The following is a 23,595-nucleotide window of genomic DNA, read 5'->3' as shown; positions in this document are numbered from 1 at the left end:
ATCTCCTACTTTAAAATATCCTTAATATATTCTTTTTTATTTGAAGGTACACCCTGAATATAAATGTCAATTCCTTCGCCTACCATCTTTCTTAGTAATGCTTTATCTTCCTCATTTACATGAACTGCTACTCCGATTTCTTCATAGCCTTCATGTGGATAAGTCCCTCCTAAATTAATTTCATTTAAATTAATTGCTTTTGCCAGTTTATAAGCATCTTGAATAGTTTCTACTATAATAAATAAATTATATTTGTCTGTAACACCAGATTTTATTGCTTCAACACTATCATCGATGCTTTTTGCTATAACTTTCACACCTGCTGGTTTAGAAAATTTAATCACATTTTGTCTTAATGTATCATGTACGAGTTCATCATTTGCCAATAATATTGCGTTTGCGTCTAAATTCTGAGCCCAAGAAAAGGCAACCTGACCATGTAACAATCTATGATCTATTCTTAATAATTTAATCATATTACCACCTTAAAAATCATCCAATCCTTCATCTTGTATAATAGTTGAATCATTAAAATAAATTATTCCTTTTCTTGATTCATCTATTATTTTATTAATTTGTTCTGGTAAATTACTATCATCAGCTAGCAAAATACTAATAACAAGTATTAAGTTCATACCTGTTATGAGATGAATATTATCTTTACCATCAACCATACTCATAACTTCATTATTAACACTGCCTCCTAGTAAGTCTGTCAAAATTATTAAATCATTGTCTCTATTATCATCAATAATCTTTTTCAATTCATTTTCAAAAGGAGGCTCGCCTTCTACATAAGCTGATAAGTATTCTAAATTATCTTGCTTACCTAATATAATATCAACACTACTAACAATTCCCCTAGCCATATGTCCATGACTAATTAATAAAACTTTTTTCATAATAATATTGTTTAATAATCAAACTGTCTGTAGTATCTTCTATAATCAAGATTATGCTTGGTATATTTCTCGTAGTTGGCACCCATTCTTTCAGTTAAAAGCGCTGTAGCTATCCATGGTGTTAAGTATTTTCTAAATTCTTTTGAAATACTTGTTAATGCAAATTCTGCTGTATCAAAAACGTAATGTTCAGCGTTTATTTTTCTACAGAAGTTCTCAACACGTGTATCTTGTTCTCTGAATTCATCTTCTCCTTTTATGATAAATACTGGAACACCGTCTTCTACAAGTTCTAATGTACCATGGAAGAATAAAGAACTGCTCACAGGTCTTGTTCTTATCCATTGCATTTCTTCTAGTATGCACATTGAGTATAATAGACATTCTCCCCATAAAGCTCCTGATGCTGTAAATATTGTGTGTTCAGCATTGTATAATTTGCTAGCCCAATAATCAGCTTTTTCTTCAAAATTTTCCTTTACCAATAGTAAGTCTTCAAAAATATTTTCTAGCTCATCAGCAAACTTAGGATATTCATCAAATTGATCAAGTTTATTTAAAATTCTATATAAAAGTATAGTTTGTAATAGATATGAGAACTCTACTTTTCCGGTCACAGCGGCTTCAGGAACTACATGTGTTGAATATTTTGCAAGTTCGCTTTTTTCTTTGGTAAATGATACTACTTTAATTCCTTTTTCATGGAATGATTTTGCTGCCTTTATTAATTCAGGTGTGTTACCACTAGAACTTGCAGTAATAACTAGACTTTCTGTTGTAAAGTTTTTATCTTCGAGTAATAAAAAGTCAGCAGCATTTATTAAATGAATCTCTACATCAAAGTATTTATTTATTAGATAATGAAAGTGGTAAAATTCAAATTCAGTTCCTCCCATTCCCATTAAATAAATATTTTTAAATCCCTCATCTACTAATTGATCTGCTAATTTTTCTACATCCTTTCTTTGACTGTAGGCATTTCTTCCATCTTCTAGGTATCTTTCTTTGTCAAATTTGTGTAAGTCTGTCATTTTAACCTCCGTATAATCTTATTCGTTTTCTTTGGATTTTATTTTTTTATCAAAATTTTTCATTAATGGATGTTTTTCCCATTTATTTAATTGATCAGTTTCGATTTGTGCTAAAAGTTGAAATGGAATTATATTAAATATCAACCTTGAAATATTGTTGTTATAATTTACCTTTAATGATCTGTCATCATTAATATCTCTTGTTGAAACAATATACACTCGTTCAGTAACTTCAGAAACAGCATAAAATAACTCAATAATCCTATCAGATGTATCATCTTCATTGTCTATTAAATAAACAGTATAATTTGGATCTATTTGAAGATTTGGGCCGTGTATATATTCCTCTAAGTCATACGCATATGCAGGAACTTTTACCGTTTCACCTATTTTTAAAGCTGCTTCTGATGCAGTCCCTAGACCATCGCCCGAACTAACTACGTGAACAACCTTTGAGGATAGAAAGTTTTTTTCGTTATTTTCATATATTTTTTTGATTTTAAAAGAATATCATCAAAAATATTTTGGGCATTACTTATATCTTCTATAAACTTATAATATAAGTCATTTGCTTTATCTCTATTTAATCTAAAAGCAAATAAAAGTAAAAATGAAACTAAGCCAGTATATCCTCTAGTAACATAACCAACCTTTTCAATACCTATCTTATAATCAATTACATTATTAGTAATTTTTGCTATAGAACTATCAATATCGGATGTTATTACAGTTGATTCAATATTTTTATTTTTCAATGTATCTAACAATCTTAAACAATTTGTTGAGTAACCCCCTTGAGATATGACAACTATCAAATCGTCTTTAAATCTATCTAATTCGTAGTATTGAAAATTAGATGGAGAAAACACATCGACATTTGTTCCTAATATTTCTCTTAAAGTATACTTAACTGTCAAACAAGCATTGTATGATGAACCACTTGCAACTAGTATTAAATTTTCACTTGAATTTAAGTAAACCTTTTCAAGTTCTTTAGTTAATTCAGTATCTTCATTATATTCTTTTAATAAATTTGGTATAGAAAAAATATAATCTCTCATGTTCATATCCATAAGTACATCCTTATCTTCAATAAACAGTAAACTAACAAAATGAATAAAGCTTTATTACTATTTATATGATAATATAGCTATTATAATAATGCAATCGTTTTTATAAATTACCTTAAAAAAATGAACCACCTATTAAACCAGCGGTTCATTTCTTTCAACGTGATAATTAAATTCTACTTCATTGAGCAGAATAAATGATTGAGTGTATTCTACTAACTCGTTATTTTGTGTGCTACCAAAAAATTCTATATTAAAAACCCTGCTACCTATCGATATATTAAGTAAAGAGTTGATTTCTTCATTTTTTACTACAGACATATGGGTTTCAAATTTTACAGGTAATTTCTTTTTGTATTCCATATAATCATACAAGGATGAGGTCGAAAAATCATATCTTATAGCATCTTTAAATTTACTAAAAGGAATATAGCAATACTCAACTGAATAAGCTATATCACCCGAATATCTAATTCTAACTAATTCGTAAAAATCTTTTTCGTATTTAAACAACTTTGAAATTTTTTCACAATCATATAATAATTTAAAGGACAAAACATCATTGTAAGTAATCTTACCTAATATAATATTTTTCATTCTTAAGGACATTGGTGTATTATCAGCAATTATCATTCTTCCATTATGATTTAAACTTTTTGTAACATATGTCCCCTTACCGTGTATTCTATAAAGTATTTTGGATTCTACAAGTTTATTTATCCCATTTTTGACAGACATCCTATTTATATTTAATAATTTGGACAACTCTCTTTCAGATTTAATTTTCATACCTGGTTTTAGCTTTTTGTCTGAAATTTCAGATAAAATATATTCTTGAACTTTAATATAATTATAATCTTTCATTATCTGCCCATATCATAAAATTCATATTGTTCTATAGTTAAACATTCCTCTACATAGCAATAAACCTCATCATTTTTATATAATTTAGTAGTGAGTAGAAGAATTTCTTTTACCTTTCCTAACCCCAAAACTTTGGATTCATCATCATCTGCATAAGCTGCCATAAGGTGAATATCAGCTTCTTCATATTTATCCAAAAGTTCATTAATAATATTATTTAGTTCTGTATATCCAATATTATAGTACGATATATCTTCGAATTTGATCAAAGAAATTTTTACATAAGATAAAGGATTAGATTTATAATTATTTATAACAAAATTAATTTTAAGAATATCCTTATTACCCTGAGTATCAAACAATGAGTCTGTAAAATTATTGCCTATCTCTAAAGATGCGTACAAGGAGTCTAAGTATATCCTGTTTTCTTGACTAAACTTTATCCGAAAATATGGATCATCTATTCTTCTCTTTATTCTTTGCATGATAAAACTCTCTTTATTTTATATAAAATTAAATTTTAAATGGTTATTAAAACATACATTTGTTATACTTAATTATAACACATACGTTATATCTTAAAAGTACACTTCAAACTAATAAATAAAATTGTATAATAATTCCAAGTGACACAATTTTATTAAAAGGAGTGTATATGAAATTTATTTTTAATGATAGTAAGAACAACTTAGTAAAATTTGTCTTTGAGAATGAATCTAACAATCCATTTTTTGATGGATCAAAGGGTTCAGTTTTGCCACTTGTCGGGGAAGAAACAATTCTTCTAGGTCTTGGTGATAAAGACAAATTTTGCAAAGAAAAATTCAAAGAAGCGGTTTATAAACTAGGAAGATTTTTGGCAGATAAGGATATCAATGAGGTTTCTTTTGAAAAATCTGACCTAAATCTAGAGGAAAAAGATTATGTCCTTGGACTTGTAGAAGCTTTACAAGTTTCAACATATAATTTTGACCATTATAAGAGCCAAAAATGCGCGAATAATCTTGAAAGCATAAATCTACCAGCTAGTTTAAAATCATACGAAAATGATGTCAAAGAACTTTTGGACACATTATTCGGTCAATTCTTAGCCCGTGATCTCATTAACCTTCGTTCAAATGATATCTATCCAGAAACACTAGCAAAATACGCCAATGATGAACTTAGCGACCTTGGTGTTGATGTAAAAATTTATGAAGAAGAGCAAATCCGTGATATGGGTCTTACAGCTTATCTAGAAGTTGCCAAGGGATCAGCTAACAAGCCTCGTTTTATAGTAATGGAATACTTACACGGAGATAATAAACCACTAGTATATGTAGGCAAAGGTCTTACCTATGACTCAGGTGGATACTCTATCAAAACAAGCGAGGGAATGAAAACTATGAACTCTGATATGGGTGGATCTGCCACTGTTATCGGTGCTATGAAAGCTATAGCGAAAAACAAGCTAAAGGTAAATGTAGTAGCCCTAGTAGCAGCCTGTGAAAATAGCATTTCTGGGGGATCTTACAAACCTGGTGATGTTATAAAGGCAAGAAATGGCATGACAATAGAAGTTGATAATACTGATGCAGAAGGCCGTATCACCCTCGCTGATGCAGTAAATTATGGTGTTACAGAATACAAACCAGAACTTATCGTAGACCTTGCAACCCTCACTGGAGCAGTTCTAGTAGCCCTTGGAGAAACCTACACCGGTGCTGTTACCAACAACCAAGAAGCTTTTGAAAAAGTTATGGAAGCTTCAAAAGAATCTGACGAAAAGATTTGGCAACTTCCAAATGATGACTTCCTAAGAACCTACAACGATTCAAAAGTCGCTGACATCAAAAACTCTGGTGGCAGATACGGTGGTTCAATCACAGCTGGCCAATTCGTAGGAGCCTTTGTTGAAGACTATCCATGGGTTCACCTAGACATAGCAGGAACAGCCTACCTATCAAAATCTCAAGGATTAAACGAAGTTGGTGGTACAGGAGTCCACGTCAAAACTCTTTACCATCTAGCAAAATCATATAGTAAATAAGTAAAGAGGGGCTGTTGCAAATTGATAGATATCTAACGTTCCATCATTGGAGTGCACTCCCAGAAAGTTTGAGGTTTAGCCCGCCGGCTCAGGGAGGCCAAACTTTCTGGGAGGGTGCTCGAATGATATAGGAACGATTTATCTATTTTGCAACAGCCCCCTTTTTATTTGTATCATATTATAATTCTTTTATGTTTGTACAAAGTATAAAACATAGTTTATCATTTATTGGCTAGCTTTCAAAACCATAGTAAATATAGATCCACTTGGTATATTATCCGTTACACTTATTTCGCCACCATGGGCCTTAACTATAATCCTACAAAGATATAAGCCTAGACCTATACTCCTCTTGCTATCGATGATTTTGTTATTAGCCGAATAGAATTTTTGGAATATTTTTTTCTTATCGGTATCCTCAATTCCTTTTCCATTATCTGCCACTTGGATTATGACTTTGTTTGCATGTTGGTAGGCTCTTATATTGATACTTGACCCTTCAAAAGTATATTTTATAGCATTGTCTACAAGGTTTATGATGACTTGTATTATTAACCTCACATCCATATCAGCCATTAGGTAGTCATCATCTATATCAACAGTTATATTGTGATTTTTTTTATCTCTGCTTACATGCTTTAGGGCCTCTTCTATGACTTCTTCAACCATTTGTGGCTCTATTTTTAGTTTGCTTTTACCTTCTTCAACTCTAGTTACTGAAAGTAAATTTTCTATAAGATTCAGTAGCCACTGGGAATCATCATAAATATCTCTATATAGCCCTAATTTCATTGTTTCTGTCAAGTTTTCCGAATTATTAAGTAGTATATCAGAATTACCATAAATAGTAGTTAGGGGTGTTCTTAAGTCATGGGAGATTGATCTTAAAAGATTTGTTTTCAATTGCTCATCTTTTATTCTCAAATTAGCTTCGTTTTTATCTTTTAAAATTTTTTCTTTCTCTAAAGCCAAAGACATATCTCCAAGGATAGCTAGTAAAATTTTATTTTCTACGGAATCCAGCCTATCTTTACCCAAATGTATACCTATAACCCCATACACGCTTGTATTAAATCTGATTGCATAATATAAGTACTTGGCATCTGGCAAATATTCTGTGCCAGCACCTGCACTTTTGTTTTTGGCAAATACCCACTTTACTATTTCTAATTCTTTGAGAAATTCTTTATCAGCATCCCTAAGGTCATCATTGAATATTAGTGGATCCTGAATTTTCCCATCTACTATATCGTAATAAACTATATTTCTATTTAGTAGGTTTGATAATTGATTACAGCCTGTTTCTATGATTTCGTATTTGGATATTTTAGTCTGTAAAAGTTGATTCGTTTCTAACAAAAGCTTTGTTATATATATCATATTTGATGAATTCTTTGCATTTTTTCTTATCTGGCTTGCTAGCTTACTTGTCAAAGATGATACTATTAATAAGACTAAAAAAGTAATAATATATTCAGGATTATATACTGATAAACTTAAAGTTGGCTGAGTAAAACAATAATTGAAGGCTAATACGCATATTACAGATGAAATAAAACTCACTAATTCATCATAAGTTACAAGGGCAATAAAAAAAACACCTAGTATATAGATCATTATTATATTTGCATCACTGTAGCCAAAATTATAAAATATATAACCTATTAGAGTGCTGATTGCTAGTATTATAAAAGCAATTAACAAATCTTTTGATATATTTTTGTTTTCTTTAAATCCATAAGTTTTGACCTTATCATTTATTGGAACAGCGTAAATATCTATTCTGTCAGATTTTTTTACCACTTGATCATATATGCTGGTATTTAAAGATAATAGCTTAAAATCATTTCGGTTTTTTCCTATTACAATTTTTTTTACTTTATATAGTTTTGCAAAGTTTACTATTTGGCTTGCTATATCGTCATCATATATAATCTCAACCATGGCCCCCATGTTTTCCGCTAGACTTAAATTGTCTTGTAGATAGTCATTGTCCTTTTTTTCCTGAAACTTATCTCTATCAGATACATATAGAGCAATTAGTTTAGCTTTTTCATTTTGAGCTATCTCATTGGCTTCTTTTATTACCTGACTATTAGATTGGGATTCAGATATACATACTAATATCAAATCTCTATCAATTAAATCCATTTATTTCATCTTCCCCTGATTTATTGATTCTAATCATCTTGTAGCCAACTCCAACATGAGTTTGGATATACTTATCGTCAGTTAATTTTTCTATCTTTTTTCTAAGAGAGGTCATATATACCCTCAAAGAAGAAAGGTCAGATTCAAGGTAATTTACCCAAATATTTTTTAATATATACTGATGTGTTAGTACTTTGCCGACATTTTCAGCCAATAGGCACAATAAACTATATTCTATTGGCATTAAATGTATTTCTTCACCTTTAATAAATACGCTTCTCGAAGGATAATCTATTCTTATATCTCCATTTTCAAATGAAATTTTGTCTTCAACACTATTATTCTCAGCATAATTTATTCTTCTTAAGGTTGACCTAACTCTTGCAAGAAGTTCGTCAACATTAAATGGTTTGGTTAAAAAATCATCTGCCCCTGCATCCAAGGCTTCTATTTTATCTTCATCATTGGTCCTAGCGCTAATTACTATAATTGGAGTAGTCGAAAAATCTCTGAATTTTTTTATTATTTCTATTCCATCAATGTCAGGCAAGCCCAAGTCAATAAAAACTATGTCATATTTATTTGAAGTCATTAGCTGTAGAGCATTTTTACCATCAATCGCTAGGTCATATTCATAATCATTTATTTGTAATGCTGTCGATATCAAGTTTCTCACAGCTCTGTCATCTTCTACAACTAATATCTTTATATTTTCATTCATATATACTTACCTTCTTTATAGCAAAATATTGGTCAAATCATTCTAGGCCTCAAGTTATGATTACCTGAGGCCTTATATTACAATATTATTTTTTCATTTCACTTACTAAGTCTATGTTTAGCTTCAATACATTTACAGTTTGTTCACCAAAGATTCCCAATGTTTTTTCTTTTGTGTTTTTCTTGATTAATTGTTCTATACTTTCCTTAGCAAGTCCAGTATTTTTTGCTATCCTATCAACTTGTAACTTGGCTGCATTTAAGGAAATATGAGGATCAAGCCCTGAAGCAGATTGACTGATGATATCTTCTGGAATATCCTCTTTTGATACAGTTGGGTTTTCTTTCAAAAACTTATCAACGTCCTTACCAATTCTCTTTTTTAAATCAGGATTACTTACCGCGAAGTTTTCACTACCAGAGGCTAGCGACCCAGCTTTTCCTTCATATACATTGTAGTTGACAGCTGATGGTCTGCCATGAAATAATTTAGGATCGGTAAAATCTTGGCCTATTAATTCAGATCCAACTACTTCATTATCTACTTTTATTAAACTACCATTTGCTTGTTTTGGGAAGATTAATTGAGCTATTCCCGTCATAAGAAGTGGATAAATTATTCCACATACTATAAATGCAAATATTGTTAAATAAAATGCACTTTTATATTTTTTTATCAATTTCATTTAATCTCCTTCATATTCCTAATACACCAAGTAATGGAAATACTATTATATCTATTAGTTTTATACCAATAAATGGACAAATCACTCCACCAAGTCCATAAATCAACATATTCTTGCCTAGCATCTTTGATGCTGACATTGGTTCATATTTTACACCCTTCATTGCTAAAGGTATTAAACAAGGGATGATGATTGCATTAAATATCAGTGCTGAAATAATAGCACTAGATGGGCTGTGCAATGACATTATATTTAAAACCTTCATTTGAGGAATAGCCAATGTGAAGATAGCTGGAATTATTGCAAAGTACTTAGCTATATCATTGGCAATAGAAAATGTAGTCAATGAACCTCTTGTTATAAGTAGCTGTTTACCAATCTCTATAACTTCCAATATTTTGGTTGGATCAGAATCTAGGTCAACCATGTTGGCTGCTTCTTTAGCTGAACTTGTACCAGAATTCATTGCAATACCAACATCAGCTTGAGCTAGGGCTGGAGCGTCGTTGGTTCCATCACCTGTCATTGCTACAATTTTTCCAAGAGCTTGCTCATTTTTAATGGCTTCTATCTTATCTTCAGGTTTACACTCTGCTATATATCCATCAACACCAGCTTCTGCTGCAATTGTTGCTGCAGTAAGTGGGTTATCACCAGTACACATTATGGTCTTTATTCCTATTTTTCTAAGTCTTTCAAACCTTTGTCTAAGTCCTGGCTTAACCGTATCTTTCAAATAGATAATTCCATAAATTACATTATCTACACAAACGACTAGTGGAGTACCCCCTAATTTTGAAATACTTTCTACTTTTGCTTGTAGGTCGCTTGGTACATCTCCACCTCTTTCTGTAATAAACTTTATTATCGCTTCCCCAGATCCCTTGCGTATCATTGGACCATTTTCTAAATCGATCCCACTCATCTTGCTTGCTGCAGTAAATTCTACAAAAGACGCATCTTCGTAATCTGCCGGATTAACTTTCGAACCCAATTTTTTTGCAAGTTCGACTGTAGATTTACCTTCAGGGGTGTCATCTTTTAGTGATGATATCATGGCATAGTCTATTAAATCTGATTTGTCGATTCCATCGACATTTATAAAATCACTAGCTAGCCTATTTCCAAAGGTTATTGTTCCTGTTTTGTCTAGAATCATTGTATCAACATCACCACAAGCTTCCACAGCCTTACCTGACATTGCTATGACATTGAATCTAGTAACCCTATCCATACCAGCTATACCGATTGCGCTAAGTAATGCACCAATTGTAGTAGGGATTAGGCAAACCATTAAAGCTATCAATGTAGAAACTGAAATTTTTACATTAGAATAGTTAGCTATTGGATAAAGGGTTATGATAACTATCAAAAATATAATAGTTAGAGAAACTAGCAAGGTATTTAGAGCAATCTCATTTGGTGTTTTTTGTCTAGAGGCTCCTTCTACAAGAGATATCATCTTATCCAAAAATGATTCACCAGGATCTGAGCTTATACGAACTTTAATCCAATCTGATACAACAAGTGTACCTCCCGTCACTGAAGAAAAATCTCCTCCACTTTCTTTAGTTACTGGTGCGGACTCACCAGTGATTGCAGATTCATCAATACTTGCTATTCCCTCTATAATCTCACCATCATTAGGAATTATTTCGCCTACTTTTACTAAAACTACGTCTCCTTTTTTTAGGTCATTACTAGAGATTTCAATTTCTTTTCCATCATCTAAAATTTTTCTAGCCTTAGTATCCTTTTTTGTTTTTTTCAATGTCTCTGCTTGTGCCTTTCCCCTACCTTCAGCTACGGATTCGGCGAAATTTGCAAATAATAAAGTTATAAACAAAATAATGGAAACAAGCATATTGTATTTACTTGCATTGTCGCTTCCATCATTTATCAAATTTGGGAAAAAAGCAAGTAATAGACAAATTATAAATCCAATTTCTACTACAAACATTACAGGGTTTTTTACCATATACTTGGGATTTAATTTTAAAAATGCCCCTTTAATAGAAGTCTTCATTATATCTTTACTTACAAATTTTGTTTTCTTATTAACCATATTTCCTCCTATAGTACCAACCATTCTGCTATTGGTCCTAAAGCTAGTACTGGCAAAAATGTTAGTGCTGCAAATATATATACAATTATCACTAGAATAATTGAAAAAGTTAAGTTATTAGTTTTTAATGTTCCAGCAGTTTCATTGATATCTATTTTTTTAGAAAGACTACCTGCTATTGCTAGCTGGATAATAATAGCTAAATATCTTCCAAAAAACATTACTAAGCCACAAGTTATATTCCAAAAGATTGTATTGTCAGCCAAACCTTCAAAACCAGAGCCATTATTGGCTGCTGATGAAGAATATTCGTATAGTATTTGACTTAGTCCGTGGAATCCTGGATTAGTAATACCCTCAAGTCCAGGATTTATACTAACTGCTAGTGCAGAAAAACCTAGAATCAAAAGTGGGTGAATGATAATTGATAAAGCTGCAAGTTTCATCTCATTACCTTCAATTTTTTTACCTAGATATTCTGGTGTCTTACCAATCATAAGACCGCATATAAATACTGCTAAGATAGCATAGATTAACATATTCATAAGTCCTACACCTGCTCCACCAAATACAACATTTAACATCATGTGAAGCAAAGGAACTAGGCCACCCAAAGGTGTAAGTGTATCATGCATATTGTTAACAGTTCCAGTAGTAAATGACGTTGTAACTGTTGTAAATAATGAAGATTGGGCAATGCCAAAACGCATCTCTTTTCCTTCCATATTTCCCATATTGTGAGATATTCCAGAAAGACTTGCCCCGTTTACACCATTAAGCTCATTATGATAGCAAATACCCAAGCCTATTACAAATAATATGGACATGGCAATAAATATTGACTGGCCTTCTTTGCCAATCCAAACTTTCTTAGCCATAGCTTTATCTGTGTGCTCTGGTATTTGTTCATTTTCACTTGCTGATTTTTTAATAAACTTATCATGTGCCATCTTTCCAAAAATGAAAACACATGATCCTGGCAATAACATCATAGAAATTAATTCTATAATATTTGAAATAATATTAGGGTTTTCAAAAGGAGTTGATGAATTGGCTCCGAAAAATCCTCCACCATTAGTACCCAAATGTTTAATTGCTTCCAAAGCAGCTACAGGACCAGCACTAAGTTCTTGGTTTTTGCCCTCAATAGTTTTAATTAAAATATTAGAATTAAAGTTTTGGATAACTCCTTGAGACACCAATAATAATCCAACAATAATAGATGCTGGTAATAAAAATCTTGTTATGATTTTTATAAAATCTACAAAGAAGTTTCCCATCTTCTCTCCAAGTATTCCTCTTATCATTGCTACGCAAGCTGCATATCCACTAGCTGCTGAAGTGAACATCATCATAATAATCACAAACATTTGAGAAAAATATGACAAGCCAGACTCACCTGCATAGTGTTGCAAGTTAGTATTAGTCATAAAAGAAATAATTGTATTAAAAGCTAAAGTTTCCTCCATAGAGCCTATTTTATTCGGATTAAATATCCCTATAGATTGAATTCTAAGAACTAGATATGAAAGTAGAACCAAACATGCATTTAAAAGAATCAATGACAATGTATATTCTTTCCAGTCCATATCACTTTTTTCAATCTTTAAAATTTTAAAAATTCCTGAATCCACTTTATCAAATAAAGGATCAGCGAATGTTTTTTTATTGTTAGTCATTTTATATAAGTAATTTCCACATGGAAATATAATGACTAAGAATATTAGTAATGTTAATAATATTTGTAACATAATCTCTCCTACTTACACAATTTTCTTACGAAAATATATATTTTTTATTTGTTCCATATATTGCTAAATTTTCCAAATTTTTACTAGCAGGTTCATAGCAAGGGTCTAATGCCCAAGCAGCTCTGAAATGTTTCATAGCTAGTAGATGGTTTCCTCTCATTTCCATCAAAATACCTAACAAATTATGAGGAACTGGACTATGTGGATAATCTTTCATCTTTTCCTTAACCAATTCCATACATTCATCAATATTACCTAAATCAATCTTTAATTTTATTAAGGAACAGAAATCATTCAAACATTTATTAAAATCACACTTATTTAAATTCATAACTTCCTCCATATTAAACTCCTAAATATATATTAAAACTTTTCAGGGTTAATTAATGCATAAAATAAATAACATAAAATCCCTACAATAATAATTGACAACAATAACATAATAGCCTCCAAAATAATTACTGTTTATTTTTTATCGATACATTGAACGAATATTTTTAATATTAAAAATGAAATGATTATTACAGTTACCATAATAATGTCTAACATAAATCACTCCTCCTATTCACTAACTATATTTGTAATATACCAACATTCGCCTTAAAATAGTTTTAAAATATGCATCTTGTATATTAAAATTGTATTAAAATTCATTAACCTTTGAACTTTTATGGTTTTTATATAGTAAAATAGAATAAATATCATATTTAAGAGGATAATATTATGGATAAAAGAGGAGAATTGACAATATTTTTCGGATACTGTGCAGGTGTCGGAAAGACATACAATATGCTAGAAGTTGCCCACGAAAAGTACCTAGAAGGCATAGATGTGGTTGTTGGTTATGTAGAACTTCATGATAGAAAAGATACTCTAGCATTAATGAATGGTCTAGATATAATAGACTATAAAAAAATAAACTATAAAGATCATATTTTTAATGAACTGGATATAGATAAGGCCCTAGATAGAAAACCTGACATCATATTAGTAGATGAGCTTGCCCATACCAATGCACCAGGCAGTAGACATAAAAAAAGATACCAAGATGTAGAGGAATTACTTAGGGCGGGCATTGATGTATACACAACATTAAATGTCCAACACCTAGAGAGCCTTCATGATATAGTAGAATCAATTACTAATATAAAAGTCAATGAACGTATACCTGATTATGTTTTTGATAATGCTGACCATATAAAAATAATTGATATCGAAGTAGAACAGCTAATCGAAAGATTGAAAGAAGGAAAAATATATAAGAACGCGCAGTCAAAGAAAGCTTTGGAAAATTTTTTTACAATTGATAACCTGGTATCGCTTAGGGAAATAGCTTTAAGAAGATGTGCTGACAAAATAAATTTGTATTCTGACGATAAAAATAAAGCTTTTTTAAAAGAGCATATACTAGTATGTCTCAGTCCGTCTCCAACAAATCAAAAAGTAATTAGAACTGCTTATAGGATGGCAAATTCCTTTCATGCTGAATTTAGTGCCTTGTATGTAGAAACATCAGATAGCGAACAATTTTCAGATACAGAGAAAAATAACCTACAAAAAAATATAGACTTAGCTAAACACCTAAAAGCAAATATTGTATCATCTCACGGAGATGATATAGCCTTTCAAATAAGCCAATACGCAAAGATAAGTGGAGTATCTAAACTAGTTTTAGGAAGATCTGCCCAGAAAATTTCTATCTTCAATAAAACTACCATAATTGATGAAATTATCAAGGCTGCACCAAATTTAGACATTTTCATAATTCCTTATGCTAATAGCGAGTTTAAAAAGAAAAATTTAAAATTTCCAGAATTTGTAAATTTAGATAGTGAGGACATGATACTTACATTCTTTATAATGCTAACCACCACAATATTATCTTATATTTTGTTTATTTTTGACTTTAATACAACCAACATTGTCTTACTTTACACCCTATCTTCCTGTATTGTAGGATATACAACCAAGCATCCAATCTATAATATGCTTGCATTGCTACTAAATATTTTTATTATAGATTTTATCTTTATACCACCCTATTACTCTTTGAGAATTTACTCAAAAGAATATGTGATGATATTTGTGATAATGAGCGTAGTATCATTTTTTATTAGCCTAATGCAAAATAAACTAAAAAATGAGAGCATTCTCGCAACCCAACAATCACATAGCCTGGAAGTTTTGCTTAAAACAAGCCAGAGATTGCAGCTAAGCAAAAACTATGATGAAGTAATGTATGAAACCTGCTATCAACTATATAAGCTCCTAAACAAGGTAATAATATTTTATCCTGTTTTCAAAAGCTCGCTTTTGTCGCCAATAATTTATAACCCAAAAAATGTCGCAAATATGAAAGAAATATATTTGCAAGACTCCGAGAAAACCGTAGCAAAATGGGTGTTTTTAAATAATGATAGTGCTGGTGCAGGCACAAATACTCTAGCCAATGCTAATGGCTTGTATTTTGCCATTAGAAAAAATAGTGCAGTCTATGGCGTTGTCGGTATAGATATGTCAGATAAAAGTATCGATAGTCAATTGTCAGTAAATGATAAATCTCTGCTTATAGCCATGCTAAACGAGATTGCTCTGGCTATTGATTCATTGGAAAATAAGTCTTGCTATATAAACCTTAATAAAATCTAATATTATAACCCCATAATTTTTCTATTGAATACTTTGCTATATTATGGGGTATTTTTATGTCCGAACTAATGAACAAATAATAAAGTATTAAGATCAGTTCATAATCAAAATATAAATGGGCAAATAAAAAGTGGAGATAAACTCCACTTTTTTATAATGAACCATTATTCATCTTCTTTTTTCTTTTTGCTAGCAAATAATCCAGCACTTGCTGCCGCTAATATTGATGCTACACTGAATGCACCACTTACACCTGTTTTAACGTTCGTGTTAGCAGTTTTGTTGCCATCTTTTGAGCTTGAATCCTTTTGAATTTTTTGATTATTCAAAGTTTTTGTTTCTACTTTTATATTATTTTCAGATTTATTACCCGGATTAGTAACTATATTGTTGTTGCCATTATAGTTTGGTTTCTCTGGATCTTTTGGATTCTCTGTTCCTGGTGTATTTGGTTTGCCTGGTTCATTTGGTTTGTCTTCACCTGGTTTGCCTGGTTCATTTGGTTTGTCTTCACCTGGTTTGCCTGGCTCGTTTGGTTTTTCTTCACCTGGTTTGCCTGGTTCATTTGGTTTTTCTTCACCTGGCTTACCTGGTTCATTTGGTTTGTCTTCACCTGGTTTACCTGGTTCATTTGGTTTGTCTTCACCTGGCTTACCTGGTTCATTTGGTTTGTCTTCACCTGGTTTACCTGGTTCATTTGGTTTGTCTTCGCCTGGTTTGCCTGGTTCGTTTGGTTTTTCTTCACCCGGTTTACCTGGTTCATTTGGCTTTTCTTCGCCTGGTTTACCTGGTTCATTTGGCTTTTCTTCGCCTGGTTCGTTTGGTTTTTCTTCACCTGGTTTGCCTGGTTCTTTCGGATCTTTTGGATCTGTCGGATCTTTCGGATCTTCTGGTTTTGCAGGTGGGATTTCACAAACATTCTTAGTTCCAATTTCTATAATCTTATCTCGTTTTTCTGTGATTGTCTTTGTATCCCTAGAAACTTCCTTGCTGTTTTCAATCTTAACAGTTGTTTCAGTTTTTCCTACAATGCCTTCTTGGATAACATTAGTCTTACCCGCTTCAAGGTTTGGGTTTTCTCTGATAATGATGTCGTAAGCTTGTTCACTTTCATAAGTGAATTCGCCTTCTGTCTTAGAACCATATTCTACAACCTTGTTCTTTGGTTCGACTCTTTCTTCTGTGACCTCAAGCTTACCAGTTTCCTTGTTGAAAGTAGTTGTGTATTTTACAGATCCCTTAGAACCTTCTTCGATGACATTTGTTTCACCTGCTGGAAGATTTGGATTGTGTCTGTATTCTGTATTATTACCAAGTTCAGTTTCTTTCACAACAGGTTTCACACCAATTCTTACTACCCTATCTTCTTTTTTTGTGATAGTCTTAGTAGTTTCTGTGGCTTCGCCTACTGGCTTAGAATCCTTAACCTTTTGAGTAATAGTTACTTCTTCCTTACCAGTTTTTCCTTCGTTTTCAATCTTTTGAGTTCCAGCTTCAAGGTTTTCGTCATAGATTACCTTAGTTTCATAAGGAATTTCTCTTTCGATAGTCTTAGTAGTTTCACCTTCAGTTGAATCAGCTGGTTTTGTACCTATACGAACTATGTGTTTTACAGGATCTTTAGTTGTTTCTTCGCTAATTTTCTTAGCTTCACCAACTGCTTGACCATTTTTAATGTCTTGTTCATACTTTGTAGTTTTAGAGCCTGGTACTCCTTCTTGGTCTACTACCTTTGTACCTTTTTCTAAAGTATCATCCTCGATAATTTCTACTTCAAATGGTATTGGGCAGGTCTTGCTGTATTCATAAGTTCCTGTGAAGTCTTTAGTACCTACTATAACTTTTTGCTTAGCCTTTGTTACTACTTGTTCTGTAGTTTGTTCAACCTTACCTGTTTCTGGATTGTATTTATCAATAACTCTAGTTTCTACCTTGCCAGGTATTAAATCGCCAGTTTCTACTACTCCCTTGTCTTTTGTGTCGTCGTATACATATTCGATTTCTACTTCCACATCTTTGGAGTAGTTGTTTTCTGGAGTTTCTACCTTAGTTCCTACTTCTATGATGTGCTTCTTAGCTTCTACTCTGTTGGATTCAACCTTGAGCAAGTCACCATCTGGAGCACCATTTTTAATCTTTTGGTTAAATTCTATATCATAGGAACCTTGGACACCTTTTTGAATTTCTTTGCTAGTTCCAGCTGGAAGTTCATTGTTGTATCTAACTTCAACTTCAAATGGAATTTCAAAGTGTTCAGTGTGTTTTACTTCACCTGTAAAGTCCTCGTCACCCACAAGGATAACTGCCTTTTTAGGTTCTCTAACCGTTGTGTATTCTGATGTGTGTGTTATTTGAGAGTTTTCAATTGTTAGAGTTCTTTCTCTTAGGCCGCTTTCTCCAGTTTGTTTGACTCCATTTATTTCGTTATATTTCCACTCACCTTTTTTAAGTGATGGGTCTTTTCTAACTTCTACTTCAAATGGAATAGTCTCAGTTTCCTTGTATTGGCCATTAGTTTTAGAGCCTATTCTTAACTTTCTTGTAACTGGAGCTTTAGTTTGAATAGTTTCTCCACGGTTTTCTTCGCCTGCTTCACCATTTGTAATTGTTCTTGTAATCTTAGTTTCTTGTTCTCCAAGTTCACCCTTTTGGTCTTCTACAATTTCATTTGGTGCTAGGCTTGGATCAACTATGATTTCAGTTTCAAATGGTATTGGGTCTTTGTCAACATATTCTACAGAGCCAGTAAAGTCAGCATTGCCTACTTCGATAATTTCTTTAACTGGTGTTTTTATTATTGATGGTTTAGAAGTTTCTGTCACCTTTGAATCTACTATAGTAAGGGTGTATTTTTCTTCTCCTGGTTCACCTTTTTGGATAACTTTATATTCGCCCTTTGCTAGATTTGGGTTTACCCTAACTTCTACATCATAAGGAGTCTTGTTAGTGTATTCGTGTGTTCCGTTGGATTTTGCAGCTCCTACTTTTACAATTCTCTTAGATGGAGCCTTGGTTTGTACTGGTGTGCCTTCCGTAGACTCTGTTACTTCACCATTTTTGATAGTATGGGTTACTTTTGTTTCTTTCTCTCCAAGTTCACCTTTTTGGATAACTTCTGTTGTACCTGGTTCTAAAGAATTATCTACAATATATTCTATTTCAAATTCAATAGGGCTTGTCTTCTTAGTTTCGAAAGTTCCTGTAAAGTCTTTTTTACCAACTTTAATTACTGCGTTTACTGGTTTTGTTTCTACAACTTTTGGTTCTCCAACGACTTTAGAGTTTACAATTGTCCAAGTTGTAATTCTTTCTCCTACTTTACCTGGAGTTACTTCTCTATATTCTCCTGCTTTTAATTCAGGATCATATTCAACGGTGTACTCAAAAGGAATTTCTTCCTTATGTTGATGAGTTCCGTCGGTCATAGAGCCCACTCTAACCACCCTATCTTCCGCTGGTGTTTCAGATATAAGTTTTTCTTCAGTTGATTTCTGTTCACCATTTTCAAAGTGTTGAATAAATTCCTTTGTACGCTCTCCTACCTTACCTGGTTTATCTACCTTCATAGTGCCAGCTGGGAGAGTATCATCAAATATCACTTCAGTTTTAAAAGGAATTACTTCCTTAATTTCGTTCTTGAATTCACCAGTGTATTTGTTGGTACCGACTATGATTTCTTGAACAGGAGGTGTAACGACTGTTTCTTCAACAGATTCTATCTTTCCAGTTTCAGGGTTGTATTTGTTAGTTACAACTGTCTTGACTTTACCTGGAGTGAACTCACCTGTTCTAGCTTCTGTAACATCTAAGTTAGGATCAAAGGTATATTTAATAGTAACATTTACATCACTTTCTACTCCAACAGAGTTTTGGGCAGGTTTAGTACCTACTTTGATTACATGTTCAACAGGCTCAGTTTTTGAAGTTTCTTCTGATTTTAGTTCACCGTCAGCTTCGCCATTTTTAATAGCTTGGGTGTATTTAGTTGTTTTTGAGCCTGGTACACCTTGAGTTACTAATTCACTCTTACCAGCTTCTAGAGTTTCATCTTCTATAACTCTGACAGTAAATGGAATTTTTTCTGTTACTTCGTGTGAGAAGTCTCCTGTAAAGTCTTTTTGTCCAACTCTTATAACAGCATCAACAGGATTTGTTGTTTCTACACTTGGCTCTCCAACTATTTGGGAGTTTTTGATAGTCCAGGTAGTTTTCTTAGTTCCTTCAGTACCTTTAACATCTATTACATATTCTCCAGATTTTAGTTCTGGATCGTAAGAGATGTTGTATTTAAACGGAATCTTTTCTTCGTAGGTGTGGGTACCTTCAGTATTTCTACCTACTTTGATGATTCTATTTACAGGTGCTTTTGTTTGAGTGTATGCGCCTTCTTCGGTATTTGTTACTTGGCCATCTTCTATAGTAAGGGTATTAGTTCTAGTCTTTTCACCTAGTTGACCTTCTTGAGTAACTTTTGTTTCACCTGGTTTTAGGCTGTCATCAAATTCTATAATAGTTTCAAATGGTACTTCAACTTTTTCTGTTACTTCGTGAGTACCGCTATTTGTTCCCTTACCAACATTGATGATTGCATCTTCTGCTGGGACTTCTGTTACAGTAGGTTCGCCATCAACTTTAGAGTTTACAATCTTCCATGTTGTAGTTTTAGTTCCAACCTTACCTTGTTTTACAATTTCATATTCGCCTTTTTTAAGGGTGTCGACTTCTTTGACTGTATATCCAAATGGTAATTCTTCCACATGTTTTACTTCGCCTTCAAAGTCTTTGCCACCAACTTCTATAACAGCAGCTTCTGGTTTTGTTTCATCTACTTTAGTATCTACAATCTTAGAGTCTCTTATTGTGTAGGTAGTTTTCTTGCTTCCAGGCTTACCTTTTTGCTCAACACCACCAACTTTTTTGTATCTCCACTCGCCCTTTGCTAGGTCCTCTACAACTTCGACTTTTGTTTCAAATGGAATTTCTTGCTCATGAACAATTGTATTTTTTGTACCTGAAGCTATAAATTGTACTTCTGTTACCCTTGTGCCTTTTTCTGTAGCTCCATCATAATAATGAGCAGTTACAGGTACGTTTAATAAAGCTCCGTCAATATTTTCCCCATCTGGAACAGTTGCTGTCACTTTACCTGTGTTTTCATCTATTGAAACTTGCCAAATATTGCCTTTATCATCTGTGTAGGCATTGGTATTAAGGGTAAATTTAGTTGGTCTTCTGTTAAAAGTATCTTCCTCGTTTAGAATAACATCAGAAGAAAGCACATCTCCTGCCTTACCTGCTTTTGCATTGTAGCGAGGAGTCATATTGGCTCTTTCTTTAATGATAAATTCAGCAAATGTTTCGTCGGTGATGTCCTCATCTGGTTGTTTTGGATCATTATAATGGGCAACTACTGGGACAAAAAGCTTTTCTCCACCATTAAAGTTACCGTCTTCTTTTGGCTTGGCAGTTACTTGGCCAGTTTTTTCATCAATAGAAACAGTCCATTCATTGCCGTGGTCGTCCTTATAATCAAAACCATCTTTTATAGAGTATCTTGCAGGGCTTTCCTTCTTTTCATCTTCAGTAATCACTGGTAGTGAGGTCTGTTCTTCTGAAGGGAAGTTAACTTGTGCCTCGTACTCTGGTTTGTTTAAAACTGACTCTTGAACAACAAAATGGAACCAACGTGTATCTGTTGAACCATTGGTATAAGTATATACAACAGGTAGGGCTATGGTATCTCCAGGCTTTGCGTTTTTTGGTGCAGTTATGTCAAAATATGATATATTATCAGACTTACCATCAATAACCCATCTCTTATCCTTATTTTCATCTTTCATCAATTCTTCGTAAGATATGCCTAGCTCTCTTGCAATTTTTTTATTTGCTGCTATAAGGTATTTTTCATCAAGTTTTCCTGTGGCTTCTCCAGCCTTATATGCAGCATCCATTGCTTCTCCAGATTTTTGAGTTCCATCACTTGTATCTGGATCTAAAATTCTTATAGTGGCTTTTTTCCCAGGATTTACACCTGTAGATTCATTTGGATCAATTTTATTTCCATCTTCATCTTTGAATTCTTGGTCATAATATCTAGTGTCGTCAAGGTTTAGGCTAAAGTCACCAATTAGGTTGTAATGGTCATAGCGATCTATGCCTTGCTTATCGATTGTGACATTAGTTCCCTTGTGGTTGATGTCGGCAGTTCCTGCACCTGTTTCTACATAAGTTCCTGTAGCACCAAATCTATCTGGTGTTTCTGCAATATTCTTAAATTCTTCAGCTGTTCTTGGGCGAGCAAAGAATTTGACATCTAGTTTTTGAAGGCCTTTATAATCTGGGTCTTTAGCAAAAATAGAATTTTCATTTACTACATACTTACCACCCTCTAATTTTAGAGCTCCTTCTGGCATATTGATGTGTATATTGCCATCATCTGCTATATAGGCACTTGATCCAGGAACAATTTCCCCTGTAATAGGGTTATAAACTTGACCGACTAATCTTTCCTTGGCATTTTCATCGATATTTTCTACCTTGATTCCAGTGTTTATATCTTGGCCTTGGACAAAGTATTTTTTGTTTGGATCGTAGTAATTTTTATTTAGCTTAAGTTCTTGTAGATTGTCGTTTTCATTTGGCCATGGGTTTACTTTGTAACCTAAAGTGAAACTATCACCAAAAAACTTCACATTTGGGTTATCTTTAGTGTAATTATCCTCAAATCCAAAGGAAGTGGAGTCATTATCCTTGTTGTTGATATGCTTTAAGGTTTCTTCGCTAGCTTCGTAGTTCAAGTTTCTTTGTGTCCTAGCAGCATCTATTATAGTATTTTCACCTGGCTTGAATGTTACATTAGGAGATTCAAGAGTTAATTCATCTCCTACATTCATCATAGGTTTTTCTCCAGGATTAACAGGTATAAGACCGGAATCTGTAACATAAACCAAAGTATAGGTTCTTTGACCGGTCTTCTTATCTATGGTGATTTGGTAACCGTATTCTCTCTTACTTGGTGATGTTGGGGATGGGTTACTAAGTTCAAATTTAAAACCGTCTTTTTCTACCTTCTCATCAGTATTTTTAAAATCCTGATTTGTATTTCCCGGTTGAAGATCTGTTGTCCTATAACGTTCACTGCCGTTATAGTCTTTGATTTCCTTTTCATCATTGCTATAGTTTGTCTCAGTTGAAGCTGGTGCCTGCTGCCTAGCTGGAGCATTAGCCTCAGACATTTCAAGGGCTGGACTAGTTGCTTCTTTAGCACTTGTACTGTATGTTTGAGCACTTACTGCTTGTTCTTTACTTTCTGTTTGTTTGCTTTGTGCACTTGTAGTACTTGCACTTACATTGGTCTTTTCTGCATTATTAACGCTAGTCTCTCTTGAACTAGTATTATTAGTTTCAGTATTGCTTGCACTACCATTACTTATAACGATAGTTTCATCGTATACTCCGTCTAGTTCGTCTGCAATATATGACGGAACACTATCAGCATATACTTCATTAGTATTCCCCATAAGGCCAAATCCACCAGCAATAATAGTAGCACCCAATAGTGCCTTCTTGATGGTTTCATTGGACAATGGAATTATTGATTTTTTGTTGTTATCAATCATCGTACAACTCCTAATCTCTAGTATAAAACATATCTACATATTTGTTACATATTATACC

Annotated in this window: 16 protein-coding genes; 2 read left to right on the top strand and 14 right to left on the bottom strand. The window is 32.8% G+C overall.

The window, feature by feature from the left end; all coding sequences use genetic code 11:
* Positions 1 to 5: 5 nt before the first annotated feature.
* The 6 genes from BN38_RS05670 to BN38_RS05640 form a co-directional block, all read right to left on the bottom strand.
* Positions 6 to 476, bottom strand: a complete 471-nt coding sequence (locus tag BN38_RS05670; RefSeq protein WP_044565999.1) for a PTS sugar transporter subunit IIB — start codon at positions 474 to 476, stop codon at positions 6 to 8.
* 9 nt (positions 477 to 485) lie between these two features.
* Positions 486 to 902 carry a PTS sugar transporter subunit IIA gene (locus tag BN38_RS05665; protein ID WP_084593758.1) on the bottom strand — a complete coding sequence of 139 codons (417 nt, stop codon included), beginning with the start codon at positions 900 to 902 and terminating at the stop codon, positions 486 to 488.
* Positions 903 to 913: 11 nt separating this feature from the next.
* Positions 914 to 1,933 carry an SIS domain-containing protein gene (locus BN38_RS05660; protein WP_044565998.1) on the bottom strand — a complete coding sequence of 340 codons (1,020 nt, stop codon included), beginning with the start codon at positions 1,931 to 1,933 and terminating at the stop codon, positions 914 to 916.
* 437 nt (positions 1,934 to 2,370) lie between these two features.
* Positions 2,371 to 3,006, bottom strand: a complete 636-nt coding sequence (locus BN38_RS05650) for an SIS domain-containing protein (RefSeq protein ID WP_044565996.1) — start codon at positions 3,004 to 3,006, stop codon at positions 2,371 to 2,373.
* Between the two features lie 132 nt (positions 3,007 to 3,138).
* Entirely contained in the window at positions 3,139 to 3,867 is a 729-nt protein-coding gene (locus BN38_RS05645; RefSeq protein ID WP_044565995.1) for a GntR family transcriptional regulator, read from the bottom strand.
* Positions 3,867 to 4,352, bottom strand: a complete 486-nt coding sequence (locus tag BN38_RS05640) for a hypothetical protein (RefSeq protein WP_044565994.1) — start codon at positions 4,350 to 4,352, stop codon at positions 3,867 to 3,869. Before BN38_RS05640 ends, BN38_RS05645 begins: the two co-directional genes overlap by 1 nt.
* Before the next feature lie 170 nt (positions 4,353 to 4,522).
* Here BN38_RS05640 and BN38_RS05635 point away from each other — a divergent pair, with 170 nt between their 5' ends.
* Complete coding sequence (locus tag BN38_RS05635) at positions 4,523 to 5,896, top strand: leucyl aminopeptidase (protein ID WP_044565993.1); 1,374 nt, start codon at positions 4,523 to 4,525, stop codon at positions 5,894 to 5,896.
* A gap of 225 nt (positions 5,897 to 6,121) precedes the next feature.
* Here the strand turns inward: BN38_RS05635 and BN38_RS05630 are convergent, their stop codons facing one another.
* The 7 genes from BN38_RS05630 to kdpF form a co-directional block, all read right to left on the bottom strand.
* The gene (locus BN38_RS05630) at positions 6,122 to 8,047 is read right to left on the bottom strand and encodes a DUF4118 domain-containing protein (RefSeq protein ID WP_044565992.1); all 1,926 of its coding nucleotides are present in this window, start codon (positions 8,045 to 8,047) and stop codon (positions 6,122 to 6,124) included.
* Positions 8,034 to 8,768: a response regulator transcription factor gene (locus BN38_RS05625; protein WP_044565991.1), complete on the bottom strand. Its 735-nt coding sequence runs from the start codon at positions 8,766 to 8,768 to the stop codon at positions 8,034 to 8,036. The genes BN38_RS05630 and BN38_RS05625 overlap by 14 nt, the downstream gene beginning before the upstream one ends.
* An 85-nt stretch (positions 8,769 to 8,853) precedes the next feature.
* Positions 8,854 to 9,453: a potassium-transporting ATPase subunit KdpC gene (kdpC, locus tag BN38_RS05620; protein ID WP_044565990.1), complete on the bottom strand. Its 600-nt coding sequence runs from the start codon at positions 9,451 to 9,453 to the stop codon at positions 8,854 to 8,856.
* Positions 9,454 to 9,463: 10 nt separating this feature from the next.
* Positions 9,464 to 11,518, bottom strand: coding sequence for a potassium-transporting ATPase subunit KdpB (gene kdpB / locus BN38_RS05615; RefSeq protein ID WP_044565989.1), 2,055 nt, complete (start codon positions 11,516 to 11,518; stop codon positions 9,464 to 9,466).
* A gap of 8 nt (positions 11,519 to 11,526) precedes the next feature.
* Positions 11,527 to 13,269, bottom strand: coding sequence for a potassium-transporting ATPase subunit KdpA (locus BN38_RS05610; RefSeq protein ID WP_044565988.1), 1,743 nt, complete (start codon positions 13,267 to 13,269; stop codon positions 11,527 to 11,529).
* A 25-nt stretch (positions 13,270 to 13,294) separates the two neighbouring features.
* Positions 13,295 to 13,612, bottom strand: coding sequence for a hypothetical protein (locus BN38_RS05605; RefSeq protein ID WP_049944453.1), 318 nt, complete (start codon positions 13,610 to 13,612; stop codon positions 13,295 to 13,297).
* A gap of 20 nt (positions 13,613 to 13,632) precedes the next feature.
* Positions 13,633 to 13,710: a K(+)-transporting ATPase subunit F gene (kdpF, locus tag BN38_RS11625; protein ID WP_407636501.1), complete on the bottom strand. Its 78-nt coding sequence runs from the start codon at positions 13,708 to 13,710 to the stop codon at positions 13,633 to 13,635.
* Between the two features lie 282 nt (positions 13,711 to 13,992).
* Between kdpF and BN38_RS05600 the strand changes: the two genes are divergently transcribed.
* The gene (locus BN38_RS05600) at positions 13,993 to 15,918 is read left to right on the top strand and encodes a sensor histidine kinase (RefSeq protein ID WP_044565987.1); all 1,926 of its coding nucleotides are present in this window, start codon (positions 13,993 to 13,995) and stop codon (positions 15,916 to 15,918) included.
* A 164-nt stretch (positions 15,919 to 16,082) separates the two neighbouring features.
* On the opposite strand, the gene BN38_RS05595 is transcribed toward BN38_RS05600, so the two are convergent.
* Positions 16,083 to 23,537, bottom strand: a complete 7,455-nt coding sequence (locus tag BN38_RS05595) for a G5 domain-containing protein (protein WP_049944452.1) — start codon at positions 23,535 to 23,537, stop codon at positions 16,083 to 16,085.
* Between the last annotated feature and the right edge of the window lie 58 nt (positions 23,538 to 23,595).

Origin of the sequence: Anaerococcus provencensis, from assembly GCF_000312365.2 — a bacterium.
Lineage (GTDB): Bacteria > Bacillota > Clostridia > Tissierellales > Peptoniphilaceae > Anaerococcus > Anaerococcus provencensis.
Note: the sequence above shows the minus strand (reverse complement) of the source record. Positions and strands in the feature narration are given on the sequence as shown.

What these genes read in the sequence shown, in the direction of transcription:
- BN38_RS05670 (WP_044565999.1), bottom strand. Translation starts at nt 476, where the DNA reads ATGATTAAATTATTAAGAATAGATCATAGATTGTTACATGGTCAGGTT.
- BN38_RS05665 (WP_084593758.1), bottom strand. Translation starts at nt 902, where the DNA reads ATGAAAAAAGTTTTATTAATTAGTCATGGACATATGGCTAGGGGAATT.
- BN38_RS05660 (WP_044565998.1), bottom strand. Translation starts at nt 1,933, where the DNA reads ATGACAGACTTACACAAATTTGACAAAGAAAGATACCTAGAAGATGGA.
- BN38_RS05650 (WP_044565996.1), bottom strand. Translation starts at nt 3,006, where the DNA reads ATGGATATGAACATGAGAGATTATATTTTTTCTATACCAAATTTATTA.
- BN38_RS05645 (WP_044565995.1), bottom strand. Translation starts at nt 3,867, where the DNA reads ATGAAAGATTATAATTATATTAAAGTTCAAGAATATATTTTATCTGAA.
- BN38_RS05640 (WP_044565994.1), bottom strand. Translation starts at nt 4,352, where the DNA reads ATGCAAAGAATAAAGAGAAGAATAGATGATCCATATTTTCGGATAAAG.
- BN38_RS05635 (WP_044565993.1), top strand. Translation starts at nt 4,523, where the DNA reads ATGAAATTTATTTTTAATGATAGTAAGAACAACTTAGTAAAATTTGTC.
- BN38_RS05630 (WP_044565992.1), bottom strand. Translation starts at nt 8,047, where the DNA reads ATGGATTTAATTGATAGAGATTTGATATTAGTATGTATATCTGAATCC.
- BN38_RS05625 (WP_044565991.1), bottom strand. Translation starts at nt 8,768, where the DNA reads ATGAATGAAAATATAAAGATATTAGTTGTAGAAGATGACAGAGCTGTG.
- kdpC (WP_044565990.1), bottom strand. Translation starts at nt 9,453, where the DNA reads ATGAAATTGATAAAAAAATATAAAAGTGCATTTTATTTAACAATATTT.
- kdpB (WP_044565989.1), bottom strand. Translation starts at nt 11,518, where the DNA reads ATGGTTAATAAGAAAACAAAATTTGTAAGTAAAGATATAATGAAGACT.
- BN38_RS05610 (WP_044565988.1), bottom strand. Translation starts at nt 13,269, where the DNA reads ATGTTACAAATATTATTAACATTACTAATATTCTTAGTCATTATATTT.
- BN38_RS05605 (WP_049944453.1), bottom strand. Translation starts at nt 13,612, where the DNA reads ATGGAGGAAGTTATGAATTTAAATAAGTGTGATTTTAATAAATGTTTG.
- kdpF (WP_407636501.1), bottom strand. Translation starts at nt 13,710, where the DNA reads ATGTTATTGTTGTCAATTATTATTGTAGGGATTTTATGTTATTTATTT.
- BN38_RS05600 (WP_044565987.1), top strand. Translation starts at nt 13,993, where the DNA reads ATGGATAAAAGAGGAGAATTGACAATATTTTTCGGATACTGTGCAGGT.
- BN38_RS05595 (WP_049944452.1), bottom strand. Translation starts at nt 23,537, where the DNA reads ATGATTGATAACAACAAAAAATCAATAATTCCATTGTCCAATGAAACC.